Below are 16,271 nucleotides of genomic sequence, written 5' to 3' on the forward strand. Positions count from 1 at the left end.
GGCGCTGCGCGCCGGCCTGTTGTGCAATGCGCTCAACCCCAAGACCTCGCTATTCGTGCTCAGCCTGTTCAGTCAGGCGGTGAACGCGGACACGCCGCCGGCGCTGCGCTTCGCTTACGGCCTGTTCATTTCCACCGCCCACCTGGCCTGGTTCGCGCTGGTGGCCGTGCTGTTCACCCAGCCGCGGCTGCACGCCGGCATGCTGCGCTGGCAGCGCGGGCTCAACCGCTTCATAGGCTGCGCGCTGATCGGGCTGGGAGCCGCGCTGGCGCTGCGCTGAACGCGCCCCTGCCCCATTTGTCATCAATACCGCGATTTTGTCTGGCAAACTGCCATGCTGTGAGCCATCACGCATAACGGACAAAAAATGGTCATTCCGGGGACAATCATCCGCCCGCTGCTGGCGGCGCTCGGCGCGTGCTGGGCGCTGAGCGCGGCGGCGGTCGACATCCATGCCTACACCGAGGACGTGCCGCCGCTGAACTATGTGGACAAGGGCAAGATCAGCGGCTACTCCACCGAGGTGCTGCGCCTGGCGGCGCAGGAAGCCGGGCTCAGCCTCAGCATTGAAGCGCAGCCCTGGCTGCGCGCCTACGCTGCGGTGCAGAAATCGCCCAACGCGCTGTTGTTCACCGTGGTGCGCACGCCGGAGCGGGAGGCGCAGTTCCAGTGGGTGGGGCCGATAGGACCGCGCCGCGTCTATCTATACCGGCTGGCGACGCGCCGCGACATCCGCTTGCGCGCGAACGACGATTTGCGGCGCTACCGCGTCGGCGCGCTGGCCGGCTCCGCCGCCTTCAATCAATTGGCGGCGCAGGGCCTGATGCGTGACGGTCAGCTGGACGCCGGCCAGGACGACGCGGCCAATCTGCGCAAGCTGTTGCTGGACCGCATCGATCTGGTGGCGATGCTGGACTGGGCGATGCACTGGCAGTTGCAGGCGCTGAAGCTGCCGCAGCGCACGGTGGCGCCCGCCCGGCTGCTGGACGGCACCGGCCAGTACTGGTTCGCCTTCAACGCCGCCACGCCGCCGGAGCGGGTGCAGCGCCTGCAGAAGGCCTTGAACCGCATCACCGCCGATGGCCGGCTGCAGCAGATCCGCCGCCGCTATCTGGAGGACTGATCCGGCTCGAAGCCCGGCGGCGCCAGCTTGTCGCTCAGCAGGCGGATTTCGTCGCGGTGCAGGCCGGCCAGCGCCTGCGCCTGATTGCGCCCGGCCTCGGTCAGGTGGATTTCCACCTGACGCCGGTCCTCGCGACCGGGCCGGCGCTGCACCAGGCCCAGTTCCTCGCAGCGGCTGGCCAGCGCCACCACGCCATGGTGGTGAGATTGCAGCCGTTCCGCCAGTTCTCCCACCGTGGCCCAGTCACGGCCCGGATAGCCCTGCACGTGCAAGAGCAGCTGGTATTGCAGCGGGGTCAGACCGTGGCCGCGGCAGGCGTCCTCGCTGAAGCGCAGGAACACGCGCAGTTGATGGCGGAACTCGGACAGGCGCTCGAAATCCGCCTTGCTCAGGATGGGAGAGTCTGAAAAGGGGTTCATGCTTGAATTTATATCACATCATGATACATATTGAGAGTATGAGAGTCCGCTTGCGATCTTGTGAATCAGGGTAAAACAGCCGGAACGCGGAATGCGCAGACATTATTGCGTATTTCGCGGATCGACTCGCCGAAGCCACCCGTCCGCGACGCGCAAGGGGTCGTCAACAGGTTTCAAGCCCCACCCGCCAGTCCAACCCATTCTTGAAGGAGCGTTGTCGTGAAACTGAGCCACTATCCGAAAATGCTGTTCTCCAGCCATATCGGCTGGGATGAGTTGCGCGGGCATGCGCCGTCGCCGCGCAGCATGATGCTGAAGCTGGTACTGCCGTTCTCGCTGCTGCCGGCGCTGATGATCTGCTACGCCGGCCTGGCCCATGGCCCGCTTTACGCGCCCGCCGCGGGGATGGAACGCTGGCTCATCGCCGCCGCGCTGTTCTTCGTCGTCGAACTGGCCACGGTACCGTTGATGGCCTGGGTGCTGCAAACCCTGGCCGCCAGCCACAAGCTGAGCGCCGGTTTCGATGCCTGCTTTCTGCTGGCGGCTGGCGCGGCGGTGCCGCTGTGGCTGTCCAGCCTGGCCTTGCTGGCGCCGGACCTGGCCTTCAATCTGCTGGGCGCCTTGCTGGGCCTGGCAGCGTCCTTCGCCCTGCTCTACCACGGCCTGCCGGCCATCCTGGGGCTGGAGGAGGAAGTGGAGTCGCAGCATTTCGCCTATAGTGCGCTGTGCGCCGGCGGTGCCGCCTGGGCCTTGTTGCTGGCCTTAGTGCTGCTGCCCTTGTTCGGCGGTTGGTAACGGCGTCACCGTTTCGATGTGGGCGATGCCGCCCTCCTCGCAGTGATGCACCACCGCCACCTTGGCCGCCCGGCCGTTGCATAGCTCGGCCGGGGGCATGCCCAGGTCCGCAGCCAGGGCTTCCAGCGTGACGTCGGGGATGCGGCTGCGCTGCTGCTTGCCGGAAAAACGCCAGTAATTGACGCGTGACCACAGAACCAGGCACAAGCCGAACAGCGCGATGAACAGACCGTACTCACTCAGCAGGGTCAGATGCGCCGGCGCGTCCAGCGCGCGGATGGAAACCGGCAGCACCTCGCGCCCCCAGATCAGATAGCAGGCGAAAGCCACCGCCGGCAGCCACAGATAAAGCCACAGCAGCCACCACAACAAGGTCAGCAGCCAGGACAGCAGGCGCTGCAGCGCGCTCATATTGTGCGCGGCCTGGATGATCAGACCTTCTCCCGGCCGTCTCATGCGCGCACTCCCCGGTCCGGGCTGACCCAGCGCGCGCGCTTGCCCTTCTTGCGGAACACCGCCTGCGGGAAGGCCACCACCGTGGTGCCGATGTTCAGCAGCCAATAGGCCAGCGGATACCACACCATCCAGTAGTAGTTCTTGCCGAGGTCGGCATCGTACTGGCTGTCCATCATCTTGCTGATGGCGAACTGCAGCATGCAGGTGCCGCCCAGGATCAGGCCGTGCCAGCCGGGCACGAAGGGCGAGGCCACCCCGGTCAGCCAGGAGCGGAAGAACAGGCTCAGCAGCCAGTACACGATGATGCCGGCCATGGTGTAGGACCACACCACGCTGAGGAAGTACTCGGAGTACACCGGCCACATGTGGCGGTGCCGCCAGGTGCGCAGCACCCAGGCATTGCGCATCAGCGCCTGGGTGCCGCCCTTGGCCCAGCGCAGCCGCTGCTTCCACAGCCCACGCAGGGTTTCCGGCATCAGTATCCACACCAGCGCGCGCGGCTCGAAGCGCACGCTCCAGTGCTTGAGCTGGATCTTCCAGCTGATGTCGATGTCCTCGGTCAGCATGTCCTCGCTCCAGTAGCCGGCCTGGTAGACCGCGGTCTTGCGAAAGGCGGTGATGACGCCGGAGACGGTGAACAGCCGGCCGTAAGTGCGCTGCGCGCGCTTGATCAGGCCGATGATGGCGGTGAACTCGCCCACTTGCAGCCGCCCGAACAAGGTGGTGCGGTTGCGGATGCGCGGATTGCCGGTGACCGCGCCCACGCGCGGCGAGGTCAGGAAATGGCGCATCAGCCATTTGGCCGCATACGGGTCCAGCAGCGCGTCGCCGTCTATGCACAGCAGGTATTCGTGGCGCGACAGCGCCAGCGCGGTGTTGAGCCCCACCGCCTTGCCCTGGTTGGTGGCCTGGTGCACCACGCGCAGCCGCGGGTGCTCGGCCGCCATTTCGTCGAGGATGGCGCCGGTGGCGTCGCGGCTGCCGTCATTGACGGCGATCACCTCGAATTCCGGGTAATCCAGCGCCAGCGCATAGGCCAGCGTTTCGCGCACATTGTCTTCCTCGTTGTAGCAAGGCACCACCACGCTCAGGGGCGGGTAGTCCAGCTCCGGCGGCTGGTTCAGCGGCGGGTCTTTTCGCTCGTAATGAAAGTAGTAATGCACCGCCCCCACCATCCACAGATAGGCCATGAACAGCGGATAGAAAAAGGCGTACGCCAGCAATAGCGTCAACGCGTGGTCCACAACAAATCTCCTTGCCCCTTAACACAGCTCTTCATGTCTACGCGGCGGCGCGCTCTGCGGCGCGGCGCCCGACTTCCCAGCCGCCCGGAGCAGTCCCGCCCAGGCGCTGGCTTATGCCTGCCTTGCGGCGCTTTACTGCTCCGGCTGCCCGGTCATGGAAAACACGCGCCGGAATTCCTTCAGCCGCGGCTGGTCTTGGAACAGATCGTCCGGGTAATAGGCGATGTGGCGCGCGCCCAGGGTGTTGAGTTCGCGCACGGTGGCCGCCATTTCCGCGGTGGGAATCGGCTTGCGCACACGCCAGTCGGTGGCTTGCAGTTCGAACACGGTTTTCTCCAGCGCGCCGGGCTTGGCCGCCACCTTGTCGAACAAGCGCCGCATCCAGGCCTTGGGATCGGTGGCGTTTTCCATATAGGGCATGGCCATCACCGCCACCCGGTCGTAGTGGCGCAGCGCGCTGTCGAAGGATTGGGCGAACCAGGCTTCCGATTCGGGATTGAGCACCACTTCCGCGTACAGATTGCGCGCGGTGCGCAGCGCCGGCTGATAGCGGCGCACCACGGCGGCCAGTTCCAGACTGAAATCGTCCAGCAGTTCGGTCTTGCCACGGGTCCAGCGCTCCATTTGCGCCGGATCGGCGCGCACATCGGCCACCTTGGCGGCCAGGCCCTGGCTTAGGCGCGCCCGCTCCGCCGCCGGCCCGGCGTCTTCGAAATCGGACAGGGTGGCGTCGTCGTGGAACAGCAGGCCGTTGAAACGCGAGCTGCGCGCCAGGTCTTCATAAAGGTCGCGGATCAGCTGGCGCGCCGGCTGCGAATACGGACTCAGGCGCGCATAGCCTTGCTGCTTGAGCTGGCCGCCGGCGCTCAACGCCAGCACCTTCTCCTTGGCCAGCGGATGGCCGGCCGGCAAGGCGAAGCCCAGCAGCGGCATCCAGGCGTAGACCCTGACATTGGCCCGGGTCTGCAATTGCCAGGCGGCGCGGTTGAACAGATCGGAACGCATCGGCAGATGGCGGTTGGGGAAATACAGCGCCCGCGCCACGCCGTCGCCGTCCGGATCGGCGAAGGCTTGCAGATAGACGGTGGACGCGCCCATGGCCTTGACCCGGTCCAGCAGCCGGCCCAGGTTTTCGTCCTGGCGCTTGGGGTTGGGGTCATAGATATAGTCGAGGTCCACGTGCATGATGCGGCTGGGCTCGGGGCGTATGCCTTCCGGCCAGCCGTTCAGCTGTTTGAACTGATAGGCCAGGTCGGCCAGGCTCATATTGGCGTCCAGCAGCACGCGCCGCAGCGAGGACAGCGCGGTGCCGCGGCCGTTGATGCCGGCGTCCAGGCTCATGGTCACCGGCATGCCTTCCTGCTCCGCCACCCGCGCCGCTTCCAAGGAGTAACTGCCATAGGGCCATACCATGGCGCGCGGCGCCTGGCCCAGCTGCGCCTTGAGCAGCGCGCTGTTGCGGCGCAGATCGTCGCGGATGCGCGCCAGATAGGCCGGTTCGCTTTCATAGCCGTTGGCGCGGAAAACGCGCGTGGTCAGCGCCGGTTCCATATTGCCCTGCGGATTGGCTTGCAGGCCCAGGTGGGAGGCGTAGCTGTGGCTGGCCACTTCCACCAGTCCGCTGTCGCGCATTTCGCGGATCTGCGCCCAGCTCAGGAATTTGTCGCGCGGCGCCACGCCATCGCCATAGCTGACTTGGCGCCCTTCCGGCACTTGCAGCCAGCTGCCCACCAGCGCGATCAGCGCCGGCGCCTTGAACAACTTCAACACCGGATAGACATTGGTGTAGACGCTGCGATAGCCGTCGTCGAAGGTCAGCAGCACCGCCTTGTCCGGCAGCGGCTTGCCGCCGGCGCGATCATCCAGCACTTGCTGCAGGCTGACAAAGCTATAGCCCTGCCCCCGCATCCATTCCATCTGCCGCACCAGCGAGCGGGCATCCACCGCGAACGGGTCGGACGCGGCCTCATCGGTCTTGCCCACTTCGTGGTAACACAGAATGATCAATTGGCCGGCGGCGGCCAGCGCGCCGCCGCTCCACAGCAGGCATGCCAGCAGCAGCGCCGCCAGCCATCGTATCGTTTTCATCAGAAGCGCCAATCCAGATTGAGATAAACCTTGTTGCCGATATCCGGCTTGCCATCATAGGGATGGCGCACCCGGGTAAAGCCGTAACGCAGGCTGCCGCGGGTGTTCCAGCGCCATTCCTGCTCCAGCAGCAAGCCCCAGACCCCGCCGCTGCCGTAATCCCGCTGCGTGTAGCGGCCCAGCGTCAGGCCCAGGCGTTGATGCCAGGTGTTGTCGTAATCGCCCCACAGCTTCCATTCCTGCAACGCGGTCACCGAGGCCTCGCCGTCGGCGCGCGGGTTGAAGTAGCGGGCGGACGCCACGCTGTCGTTGCCGCTGGCGGCCAGGCTCAGGATGGTGTTGAGCTTGTAGCGCGGCCCGCTGATCCAGCGTTCCTCCCAGTTGGCGGACGCGGCGCGGCGCAGATTGCCGTCGGACAGCGACAAGGTTTCCGCCTGCAGGCCGTAGCTGCGGTAGTCGTCGGCGCGGTATTGCAGGCTCAATTGCGCCTTGTTGCCGCGCACATCGTCGAGACGGCCTTTCAAGGGCGCGTTGGCGCTGTTCAGTTCAAAGCGCGCGCCCAACGTCCAGTAATCGTCCGGCGTCCAGTCATAGCCGGCGAAGCCGCCTGCGCGGCGGCCGCCGGCGATCTGGCCGGTAAAGCCGAATTCGCCGCTGCCGCCCTCGTCACGCCATTGCGCGCCCATGCCCAGCACTTCGAAACGCGAGGCCATCGCCGCGTCCACATAGCTGGCGCGCTGGATCTGGTGCAGGCCGAACAGCCGCCAGTGGCCGAACGGCGAGGAATACAGCCGTTCCGACGATTCCCAGGCGTTCTGCTCGCCGGCGCCCTGGCCGCCGCTCAAGTCGCGGCCGGCGTCCACCACCAACTCCGGCCGGCGCTCATTACGCGCGCGCTGGCGCAGCTGGCGCGTTTCGCCGGTATCGACATCGAGTTCGCGCAGCTTTTCCAGCTGGCGATCGGCGCGATCGAACTCGAACACATCCATCGCCGCAGCGGCCTGGCCGGCGGCCACTTCGGCGCGCTGGTCGGGCTCGTCCACCTTCAAGCGCGTGAACATGCCCCGCGCCTGGCGCGGCCAGCCGCGCAGCAGCGCCAGGCTGCCCTGGTTCTGGCGCAGTTCGGTATTGAACGGCGCCTCGTCCAGCAGCGCGTTCAGTTGCCGCCAGCCGGTGCGGGTGTCGTCCTGGTAGGCGTTCACCATCGCTTCCAGCAAGGCCACGCGCTGGAAATCCGGATTGAACACGCGCCGGCCGGAGGCCTGGTCGGTCTTCAGCCTGGGCGTGTCCGCGCGCAGGGCCGCCAGTTCTTGGCGGCAGGCCGCGTACTGTCCGGATTCCAGCAAGGCGTATACCAGGCCGATGCGCCAATCCAGCGCCTCGTCCACCCGCGGCGCGTCCCGCAGCGCCGAGCGGTATAGCTCGGCCGCGCGCCGCGGGTGGCGCAGATTCAAATAAGCATCCGCCAGCGCGGCGCGCGCGTATGGCGACCAGGCCCGGCCGGCGCGCTCTTGGTCCACGGCGATCGCCTGCTGCGACCAGCCGCGCTGTTGCAGCATTTGCACGCGATCATCGGTGGCCAGGTCGGCAAACGACGTGCCGGCGACGCCGGCGCGCGCCGCCAGCGCCCGGTTCAAATCCAGCGCGGCCTCGGTCTGCGCATGGCGACCCGGCCCGCTGTCCTGGTTTTCCTGGATGCGGCCCCAGCGGCTCAGCGTCGCCGCGCGGTCGAAATCGATCTGCAACGCCTGCCGTGTGTCGTCCGCGGCCAAGCCGGCGGCCTCTCTGGGCGCGCCCAGGCGCAGCAAGCAGCCCAGATAGCTGCGCTCCAGTTCCGCATCGCCGGGAAAACGCTCGCGGGCGCGGATCAGATAATCCAGCGCCCGGGTCAGATCGCCGGCTTGCAGCAGCACATAGGCGCGCGCGCGCGTCAGTTCCAGTTCATCCGACGGCGTGCCCGCCGGCGCCGCGTCCAAGGTGGCCAGCGCCTCGGCGCCATGCCCGGCTTCGGACTGGGCCATCGCCAGTCCGGCGCGGTAGCCGGCGGATGGCTGGCGCGCCAGCAACAGCCGGTACAGCCGCTCGGCCGTCGCCGTTTCGCGCAGGTCGCGCGCGGCGCGCGCCAGCCGCGTCAAGGTATCCAAGGACATTTCGGTCTCGTGGCCCGGCAGCAGCCGCAAGGCCTCGGCGCCGCGGCCGCTCCAGCACAGCAGGGTCAGATAATCGTCCAGCAAGGGCGCCGGCAGCGGTCCGCGCGCGCGTTCTCGCTCCAGCAGCGCCAACGCCGGCGCGGTCTGCCCCGCCCGGGCCTGGACGATGGCCGCCGAGTACTCCGGCTGTTTCCACAGCGGAAGCTCCGCCCCCGCCGCGCCGCCGGCCAACAACAAACCAGCCGCCAGGCTGGCGAATAGATTTCGCGTCATGCGTGATCCGTATTGGCAACTGCCAACATCAAGTTACAAGTGGTTTAAGAAATAGTATAAGCCACTCAATTGGATAGCAAATCATTTTTCTATTTAAATTAATAATTTTAAATACTTTACCGAGCAGCCCGAGCCTAAGCCATCTACTCTTTTGGCATAGTTCACTATAGCCGGCGTCATCGCATCTGCCGGCGCGCCTGCCCCTGCCAATGCCGTCAAAATAAAATACGTTTGACTTATAATACGTATAACGTATTATCTGGGTAAGGCGGCCGCCTCCATCGTCACCCTCCACTTAAGGAAGCAAACTAATGGCTATCGAAGTATTGGAATTGCACCATCATGGCTTGCGCATGCCTCTGAGCCTGGTTGAGGCCATGGGCGCGTTTTATCGCGACGTGCTGGGCCTGGACGCCGACGCCGGCCGCTGGCACATCCCCGGGGTGCCCGGGTTTTTCCTGGACCTGGGCAACGACTGCCAGATCCATCTGCTGGGCAACGACGGCGTGTCGCCGTACGCGCAGGGCGCGGATCAGGATCCGGTGGACAATCATGTGGCGCTGGCGGTGCGGGACATCGCCCAGGCGGAGGCGGAATTGCTGCGGCAAGGCATCGCCCACTGGCGGCAAGCCAACGTCGCCGCGCCGGAATTGACGCAGTTGTTCCTGCGCGACCCGGCCGGACACCTGATAGAGCTGCACCAGATCGGCCATTGCCGCTGCAAGGCCAGCGACCGCGACCGCGCGGACGCCTTGGCGGCGGCCGGCGCGCAGGCCAGCCCGCCAGCGCCTAACTGACGCTCAATCCGTTTTCAAGCGCGTCCACAGCTTGGCGAGCAAGGGTCGCAGCACCGCGCATTCGCTGTCGTCCAGCGCCGCGGTCAAGCGCTGACAGGCGCGCCAGAAACCGGGCAGCGCCTGCTGCAGCAAGGCGCTGCCGGCCTCGGTCAGATAGAGTTCCAGGCTGCGGCGGTCCTCGTCGCGCAATTGCCGCTGCAGCAGGCCGCGCCGTTCCAGCCAGTCCAGCTGGCCGGTGACGGTGGAACGGGTCACGCCCAGATAATCGGCTATCGCCGACGGCGTCAGCGCCCCGCCCTGCCACCAGCCCATCTCTCGCAGCGAGAACAACATCAGCACGCTCAACTTGGTCTCGGTGATCTCGTGCGCGCGCAAGTCCGCGTTCACCGCGCTCAGCACATCGTCCCCCAGCCACAGCAGCAGCAAGCCCAAGCCGGCGCGGTTCTGGTCCACGTCGGCGCCGGCGCTGTGGGCCAGCAAGTGCAGGTGCGGGACGATGGCCGGCTCCAGCGAATTAGCGGAGGTTTCGGGCAAGACGGCGGGGGTATCGGTATCAGCTGGCATCGGCGACGGCAAAAACGGCAAGGGAAATCAAACCCGCGTCAGGCGGCTAGCCGGCTGGCGCGGACACATGGGGCGGAACGGCGCGGCAAGCCGGCTCAATACAAGGCCGCCCCGCCTGCCGGCTATCATAGAGACAGAAGCCGACACGGGCAAATCCGTCCCCGGCGCCTGGCCGGCATCCGCGCGCGCGGCTAGCCAACGACGGATCGCCCGGTTCAAGCGACGCGAATCTGGCCGATCAGTAGCCGCGCCTATCATGACGAATCTCTTTTCTACAGCACTGTCCGGACTTTCGTCATTGCCCTGCTGGGTTCAACAATGGAAAGCCGCCGCTCACGGCGCAGGCTGCCAGGCGGATTTGCTAGCCGCTTTTTTGAAAATCTCGCGGTTGCGGTCCGTGGCCGGCGGCTCGGAATCGCCGAAGATCGCGCGCATCCAGTGACCGTCGGTGGGATTGGGCATCAGGATGAATTTGCGGCCGAACAGCTCTCGGTCCTCCTCCATCAGCCGCGCGCGCTCGTCCACATCCTTCACATAGTATTTGCGTTGGAAATCGTTGAGGTTGTCGCCCAACATCGCCACCACATTGTATTGGGCGGCGATTTCCTGCTGCCGCGGCTCCTTGTTGGAGCTGTCGCGCAGAATGGTCACGTGTTTTGCGTCGACGAAGGGAAAACCGGCGGCTCGCAGATTGCCCAGCGCGTATTCATAGGTCTTGTCGCCCTGGTCGCGGCTGCTGACGTAGAACACCTCCACGCCCTGGGATTGGGCGTAGTTGAAGAAGTCCAGCGCGCCGGGCGTGGCGGTCAGCTTGTTTTCCGGAATCCATTTGTCCCAGATCGCGTCATCGAAGAAATCCCGGTCCTGCTGGATCAGATAGCCCCAGTAATTGACGGCGTTGAGCACGGTGTCGTCGATATCGGTGATCACGGCCAGCGGCTTGTCGCCGGGCTTGCGCACGGCCAACGCCTGATCCAGCCGCATCCGCGCCAGGTTGAAAGCCTGATGGTAGAGCGCGCGGTATTCCGCCGCGGTCTGCTTCCAGGCCACCGCGGCGATCAGCAGATTGTTGCCGCCGTTGCCGGATGGGCCGTTGCGATTGTTGGCCTCGGCGGCCTGCGCGCCGTGTCCCACGCTGAGCGCACACAGGGTGGCGATGGCCGCGCGGCTGAGCTTGTTCATGCAGATCTCCTTTGTCGTTTGGTCTTGTCCAGGTTCCAGTCATGCCGGAACCTGGACAATCTACCCTGAGACGACCTGGCTTTGAACCTGTTTATGATCTCGCGAGCCAAGGCGAGACATTTTCAACGCCGTATCGCCGACGCGCAGCAGATCGTACTCAGGTTCTTAAAAGCGCAGCTCGGTGGCCAACATATAACTGCGGCCGCGCGCCGTGCTATTGGGCGATTCGTAAGACGACTGCGACGGAATCGAATTCAAGGTATTCAGCGGCTCGGAGTAGCTGCGGTTGGCCAGGTTGCGCACGCCGGCGCGGATCAGCCATTGCTTGTTGACGCGGTAGCTGGCGTACAGATCGATGATCACCGGATTGGCCTTCTGCTCTTCCTTGAGATAGGCGCCGGTATTGTCATCCTGCAACTGGTCCGGCGATAGCCGGCGGTTGGCGCCGTCGCGCTTGAACAAGGCGCCCACTTCCAGCTTGCGCTCCAGCCAGCGGCTGCCCAGGTCCAGCGTGTAGTACTCGTCCGGCAGTTCGCTGACATTGCCGGCGGCGAACATGCCGCTGGCGAAGGAGGTCGGCTGACTGGTGTGCTCGCGGCTGTAAGACAAGCGCGCGTAGACGAAACCGGCGTCGTAGTCCGCCTCCAGCTCGAAACCGCGGGTGCGCACCGGGGTTGGCGAGTTGGTGTAGATGGTCATGCCGTCGTTGTAGTCGTCCGAGCTATTGGACCAAAACTCGTCCAGCGTGCACTTGCGTCCGCCCTTGCACACATTGAAGGCCTGGCTGGAGATGTAATCGGCGATGCGGCTGCGGTAGAACAGCGCCTTGGTGCGCAGGGTGTCGCGCTCACTGAGCAGGCCGTGGAACATCGACGTCACGCCCAATTGGTAGGTTTCGGCGCGTTCGCTTTTCAGGAAGGGGTTCATCGACTGGCCACCGGAATTGGCGAAGAAGACCTCCTGCGGATTCGGCCCGCGCATGGTGCGCGCATAGCTGGCGAAGGGCTGGAACCAGGGTTTGATTTCGGCGGACAGCAAGAGCGAGGGGTTGAGCGCGCTTTCTTCCAGCTTGATGTCGGCCGCGCCTTGCGGGAAGCATTCCACGCGCGGATCGCAGGCCGGCTTGTGGCCGCTGAGCGCGAAGCGGCTGTAGTTGAGGTCGGCCTGCAGCGTGTAAATGCCGCGGCGGAACTCCAGGCCGGTGAACAGGCTGCGGATTTCCTGGCGGCCGGCCGGCGCGAACACATTGTTCTCTATCGCCTGCTGATTGGCGTCCGGATTGTCGACGCTGTTTTCCACCGCGCTGTTCACCTTGCGGGTGAAGCGGTTGCGCATCCACTTGCCGCCGACGCTCAGCGTGGCGTCGCCGCCGGCCAGGCGGAAGCGGCTATTGTTGCGCGCCTCCAGCGCGTCGCCGATATTATCGGTGCTGCTGTTGTAAAAGGTGAACAGCGAACCGCGCTGATAGGCCTGGCGGCCGCGGCCGTGGCTGGCCAGCACGGAAAGGTCCAGCCATTCAGAATGCGGGGTGTAGTTGTACTTCAGGTAGAAGTCGTCGCTCTGGATATCGCGGCGCACGAAGTTGTTGCGGTAGCGTCGGGCCGACAGTTCCGCCTCGTGAGCGTCGCCCACGCGCAGATTGGCCTTGAACATCTGCGACTGCGGATTCTGGGTGAAGTGCTCATCGTAGCCGAAACCGAAAGCCGCGCTGTCAGCGCCCTGGGCATTGCGGTAATTGCCGCCTATCGAGCTGCTGCTGACCGCGCCCAGCAGGCCTAAGCGCACGCCGGGAGCCAGATCCGTCCGCGCCGCGCCGGCCGCCATGCCGCTGCGGCCCAGGCCGTTGCTGCCCACGCTGTACTTCAGGCGCGCGCCCTGCCGCTTGCCGTCGAAGATCACATCGTCCACGCCCAGGGTGCGGAAGTTGGCGCTGCCGGCCAAGGCGTTGACGCCGCTGGCGCCGCCGCCGGTGCCGCGGTTGACGTCGACGCCGACGATGAAGTTGGGATCGATCAGCGCGCCGAAGGCGCTGGACGGCGTTTCACCGTGGCTGAGCGAGGACGGCGCCGAGCCGTAATAGTTCTGGCTGACGCCGTCTATCATGGTGTTGACCCGGCCCAGGCCGCTCAGGCCGCGGATATTGACACTGACCGCGCCCTGGCCGGGATCGATCTGGGTATAGGTGCCGGGAATCCCGCGCAGGATGCTGTCCAGCGATTGCAGCCTGGTGTTTTCACCACGGCTGCTGACCGCTCCGGGCTTCTCCAGCGCGCGCTGTTCCTCGCTCAGCGCGTCTCCTGACACCACCAAGGGTTTGAACTCAACATTCCCCTGTCCGGCGGCGCTTTCCGTCGCGCTCGCCGGAGCGGCTGCCACCGCCAGCGCGGCGCCGACCAGCCGGACCATCATTTTCTTTTTCACAAGCAAACTCTCCACAGTGATCGCCGTCCGCCGCGTCAGGCGCGAAAACGGACGGCTTGGAACAGGAGAGGCGCGGGCTAGGCGGCCAGGCTTGGGGCGGGATGGGCATGATGAAGGACTCCAGCCCGCCGCCGGCGCGGCCGGCGGCGGGCATCGACACTAGGTTCCGGCTTCGGCCGCGGGCGGGGACGGCGGCTCGGCGTCCACCGCCAGCAAGAAGGCGTAATCGCGCGCCGCCGCCTCCAGCCGGTTCAAGCGGCCGGACTGGCCGCGATGGCCTGCGCTCATGTCGGTGAACAGCAGCAGGCGCTGGCCCGGCCATTGCCGCTCGCGCAGCTTGGCCACCCATTTGGCCGGCTCCCAGTACGGCACTTGGCCATCGTGCAAGCCGGCGCTGACCAGCAGATGCGGGTAGCGCCGCGCGGCCACATTGTCATAGGGGCTGTAAGCCTTGATCCAGCGGTAGGCATCGGCTCGCTCCGGATTGCCCCACTCCCCGTATTCGCCGGTGGTCAGCGGCAGCGTCGGGTCCTGCATGGTGGAGAGCACGTCGACGAAGGGCACTTGCGCCACCACCGCGCGGAACAACTCCGGCGCCTGGTTCATCGCCGCGGCCACCAGCAGGCCGCCGGCGCTGCCGCCCATCGCGTACAAGCGGCCGGGCGCGGCATAGCCCTGGCGCAGCAGGCCGCGTCCGGCGTCGACGAAGTCGTTGAAGCTGTTGCTCTTGCGTTCCAGCCTGCCCTGGCGGTGCCAGTCCTCGCCCAGCTCGCCGCCGCCGCGCACGTGGACGATGGCGAACACGAAGCCGCGATCCAGCAGGCTGAGCTGCTGGCTGCCGAAGGCGGCGTCCATGCTGGTGCCGTAAGCGCCATAGCCATAGGCCAGCAAGGGATTGCGACCTTTGCGGAACAAGGCTTTGCGGTAGACCAGCGACACCGGCGCGCGCGCGCCATCGCGCATCGTCAGCCAGACCCGCTCACTGCGATACTCCCCGGCCCGATAGCCGGCGATGGCCTTGCGCTGCAACAGACGGCTGCCGCCGCCGGCCATGTCCCATTCATAGGTGGAGGTCGGCGTGCTCATCGAGGAATAGCCGTAACGCAGACGGCCGCTGTCCGGGTCCGGGTTATGGGCCAGCCAGGCGCGGTAGCTTGGGTCCGGGAAAGCCAGGCTGCGCTCGCCGCCGCCCTGCCAGGCGATGCGGCGGATGCGGGTCAGCCCGTCCACACGCTCCTTGACCACCAGGTAGCGGCGGAACAGCTGGAAGCTGTCCAACTCGCGCTTGGGGTCGGGCGCCAGCACCGTCTCCCAGTCCGCGCCCGGCGCCGCCGCGCGGTATAGGCCGAAGCGTCCGCCCGCGTGGTTGGAACGCAGATAAAAGCGGTCGCGGTAGTGATCCAGATAGTATTCGCGGCCCGGCCGGCGCGCGGCGAAACGCCGCGGCTGCGCATCCGGCACCTGCGCGTCCAGCAGCCAGGTTTCCGAGCTGTCGGCGCTGCTGGCGATCAACTGCAGATAACGGCGCGAGGCGGTATTGGACAGGTTCAGCGAGAAGGCCTCGTCGTCTTCCTGGTAAACCAACGCGTCCCGGCTCTGCGGCTGGCCGGGGCGATGGCGGTAGAGCTGGTAGGGGCGCAGGGTTTGCGGGTGCAGCTTGACGTAGAACAGGCTCTCGCCGTCTGTGCTCCATTGCAGGCTGCCGGACACCTGCTCCAGCGTTTCCGGCAACCAGCGGCCGCTGGACAGATCGCGCAGCGACAGCCGCGAGGCGCCGCGCGCGCCCAGGTCCTCCGCCGCCGCCAGCATCGGCCGGCCGGCGGCCACGCTCCAGGCGCCCAAACGGTAGTAGCGTTGGCCGGCGGCGCGCTCGGTCCCGTCCAGCAGCAATTGCCAGCGGCCGCCGGCGGCGGGCTGACGCTCCAGCCGCGGCTGCTGACTGCCCGACGCATAGCTTTCGCGATAGCGCCAGCCGCCGTCGACAAAAGGCGGCGAGCTGTCGCGCTCGCCGATGCGCGCCCGCATCTCGGCCAACAGCGCGCGGCGCAACGGCGCGGCGGCCGCCAACTGGGCCTCGGCATAGCGGTTTTCCGCTTCCAGATGGGCCAGCACTTCCGGCCGGCTGCGGCTGTCGTCGCGCAGCCAGGCGTAGTCGTCGACGCGCACATCGCCGTGCGCCTCCAGCCGCTGCGGCCGGCGTTCGGCCTGCGGTGCCTCGACCGCGGACGCGGCCGGCGCGAGCGCCAGCAAGACGCCGGCCAGCGCCACGGCGGACAGATGGGAATTCAACTTCATGCGAACCTCGATTCAGGATGCGCGCCGCCGGCGGCGACGCGGAAAACCGGATGGATAGGCGCTACTGGGCGGGAGCGGAACCGGGCTTAAGATTCATTCAGCTCGAAACGCATCGGCAGACTGACGCTGACCCGGCCGCCCTTGAGCAGATCCGCCGGCGGCGCCGGCAAGGGCTGGGCGCGCTGCAACATGGCGGCGGCCTCGCGGTCCAGCGAGGCGGTTCCGGAGCCGGCCAGTTGCTGGCTGGACAAGACCCGGCCGTCGGCGTCGACGACGAAGCTCATCCTCACCACCCCGTCGCGGCGGCGCCGGCTGGCGTCTTCCGGATAGCGGCGGAAGCGGGCCAGATGGCTTTGCACCCGCCCTTCCCAGCTCAGCTTCAGCGCGCGCGCCGCGCCCTCGCTATTGAACGGCGCGGCGGCGACTTCGCCTGCGTCGGCGCGCGGCGCGGCGCTGCTGCTGGC

Annotated in this window: 14 protein-coding genes; 4 read left to right on the forward strand and 10 right to left on the reverse strand. The window is 66.5% G+C overall.

Annotation, left to right across the window (positions count from 1 at the left end):
- Both LQT98_RS21485 and LQT98_RS21490 read left to right on the forward strand, forming a co-directional pair.
- On the forward strand, window positions 1-280 hold a 280-nt coding region (locus LQT98_RS21485), incomplete at its 5' end, for a LysE family transporter (RefSeq protein ID WP_231465072.1).
- 87 nt (window positions 281-367) lie between these two features.
- The gene (locus tag LQT98_RS21490) at window positions 368-1,123 is read left to right on the forward strand and encodes a substrate-binding periplasmic protein (protein ID WP_231465073.1); all 756 of its coding nucleotides are present in this window, start codon (window positions 368-370) and stop codon (window positions 1,121-1,123) included.
- Here the strand turns inward: LQT98_RS21490 and LQT98_RS21495 are convergent.
- On the reverse strand, window positions 1,108-1,542 hold the full coding sequence (locus LQT98_RS21495; RefSeq protein WP_048410427.1) for a MarR family winged helix-turn-helix transcriptional regulator: 435 nt from the start codon (window positions 1,540-1,542) through the stop codon (window positions 1,108-1,110). The two genes, LQT98_RS21490 and LQT98_RS21495, sit on opposite strands and share 16 nt — an antisense overlap.
- A gap of 219 nt (window positions 1,543-1,761) precedes the next feature.
- Between LQT98_RS21495 and LQT98_RS21500 the strand changes: the two genes are divergently transcribed.
- Window positions 1,762-2,337 (forward strand): YIP1 family protein, encoded by a 576-nt coding sequence (locus tag LQT98_RS21500; RefSeq protein ID WP_048410428.1) that lies wholly within the window; start codon window positions 1,762-1,764, stop codon window positions 2,335-2,337.
- Here the strand turns inward: LQT98_RS21500 and pgaD are convergent.
- The 4 genes from pgaD to pgaA all read right to left on the reverse strand — a co-directional run bounded on the left by pgaD (window position 2,305) and on the right by pgaA (window position 8,548).
- Window positions 2,305-2,793, reverse strand: coding sequence for a poly-beta-1,6-N-acetyl-D-glucosamine biosynthesis protein PgaD (gene pgaD / locus LQT98_RS21505; RefSeq protein WP_231465075.1), 489 nt, complete (start codon window positions 2,791-2,793; stop codon window positions 2,305-2,307). The two genes, LQT98_RS21500 and pgaD, sit on opposite strands and share 33 nt — an antisense overlap.
- Window positions 2,790-4,037, reverse strand: a complete 1,248-nt coding sequence (gene pgaC / locus LQT98_RS21510) for a poly-beta-1,6-N-acetyl-D-glucosamine synthase (RefSeq protein ID WP_231465077.1) — start codon at window positions 4,035-4,037, stop codon at window positions 2,790-2,792. Before pgaC ends, pgaD begins: the two co-directional genes overlap by 4 nt.
- 132 nt (window positions 4,038-4,169) lie before the next feature.
- The gene (pgaB, locus tag LQT98_RS21515; protein ID WP_231465080.1) at window positions 4,170-6,125 is read right to left on the reverse strand and encodes a poly-beta-1,6-N-acetyl-D-glucosamine N-deacetylase PgaB; all 1,956 of its coding nucleotides are present in this window, start codon (window positions 6,123-6,125) and stop codon (window positions 4,170-4,172) included.
- Window positions 6,125-8,548 carry a poly-beta-1,6 N-acetyl-D-glucosamine export porin PgaA gene (pgaA, locus tag LQT98_RS21520; RefSeq protein ID WP_231465082.1) on the reverse strand — a complete coding sequence of 808 codons (2,424 nt, stop codon included), beginning with the start codon at window positions 8,546-8,548 and terminating at the stop codon, window positions 6,125-6,127. The genes pgaB and pgaA overlap by 1 nt, the downstream gene beginning before the upstream one ends.
- 311 nt (window positions 8,549-8,859) lie before the next feature.
- Here pgaA and LQT98_RS21525 point away from each other — a divergent pair, with 311 nt between their 5' ends.
- Entirely contained in the window at window positions 8,860-9,345 is a 486-nt protein-coding gene (locus tag LQT98_RS21525; protein ID WP_231465084.1) for a VOC family protein, read from the forward strand.
- 3 nt (window positions 9,346-9,348) lie between these two features.
- Here the strand turns inward: LQT98_RS21525 and LQT98_RS21530 are convergent, their stop codons facing one another.
- The 5 genes from LQT98_RS21530 to LQT98_RS21550 form a co-directional block, all read right to left on the reverse strand.
- Window positions 9,349-9,909 (reverse strand): MarR family winged helix-turn-helix transcriptional regulator, encoded by a 561-nt coding sequence (locus tag LQT98_RS21530; RefSeq protein WP_231465086.1) that lies wholly within the window; start codon window positions 9,907-9,909, stop codon window positions 9,349-9,351.
- A gap of 333 nt (window positions 9,910-10,242) precedes the next feature.
- Window positions 10,243-11,091 (reverse strand): 5'-nucleotidase, lipoprotein e(P4) family, encoded by an 849-nt coding sequence (locus LQT98_RS21535; protein WP_231465088.1) that lies wholly within the window; start codon window positions 11,089-11,091, stop codon window positions 10,243-10,245.
- Window positions 11,092-11,256: 165 nt separating this feature from the next.
- Complete coding sequence (locus LQT98_RS21540) at window positions 11,257-13,512, reverse strand: TonB-dependent receptor domain-containing protein (protein WP_231465090.1); 2,256 nt, start codon at window positions 13,510-13,512, stop codon at window positions 11,257-11,259.
- A gap of 159 nt (window positions 13,513-13,671) precedes the next feature.
- Entirely contained in the window at window positions 13,672-15,807 is a 2,136-nt protein-coding gene (locus LQT98_RS21545) for a S9 family peptidase (RefSeq protein WP_231465092.1), read from the reverse strand.
- Window positions 15,808-15,893: 86 nt separating this feature from the next.
- On the reverse strand, window positions 15,894-16,271 hold a 378-nt coding region (locus LQT98_RS21550), incomplete at its 5' end, for an energy transducer TonB (protein ID WP_231465094.1).

Origin of the sequence: Chromobacterium aquaticum (genome assembly GCF_021129195.1) — a bacterium.
In the GTDB taxonomy this organism is placed as follows: Bacteria; Pseudomonadota; Gammaproteobacteria; order Burkholderiales; family Chromobacteriaceae; genus Chromobacterium; species Chromobacterium aquaticum.

Coding starts and splice junctions, on each gene's coding strand:
- pgaB (WP_231465080.1), bottom strand. CDS start 6,125: ATGAAAACGATACGATGGCTGGCGGCGCTGCTGCTGGCATGCCTGCTG.
- LQT98_RS21495 (WP_048410427.1), bottom strand. CDS start 1,542: ATGAACCCCTTTTCAGACTCTCCCATCCTGAGCAAGGCGGATTTCGAG.
- LQT98_RS21535 (WP_231465088.1), bottom strand. CDS start 11,091: ATGAACAAGCTCAGCCGCGCGGCCATCGCCACCCTGTGTGCGCTCAGC.
- pgaA (WP_231465082.1), bottom strand. CDS start 8,548: ATGACGCGAAATCTATTCGCCAGCCTGGCGGCTGGTTTGTTGTTGGCC.
- LQT98_RS21545 (WP_231465092.1), bottom strand. CDS start 15,807: ATGAAGTTGAATTCCCATCTGTCCGCCGTGGCGCTGGCCGGCGTCTTG.
- LQT98_RS21525 (WP_231465084.1), top strand. CDS start 8,860: ATGGCTATCGAAGTATTGGAATTGCACCATCATGGCTTGCGCATGCCT.
- LQT98_RS21530 (WP_231465086.1), bottom strand. CDS start 9,909: ATGCCAGCTGATACCGATACCCCCGCCGTCTTGCCCGAAACCTCCGCT.
- pgaD (WP_231465075.1), bottom strand. CDS start 2,793: ATGAGACGGCCGGGAGAAGGTCTGATCATCCAGGCCGCGCACAATATG.
- LQT98_RS21490 (WP_231465073.1), top strand. CDS start 368: ATGGTCATTCCGGGGACAATCATCCGCCCGCTGCTGGCGGCGCTCGGC.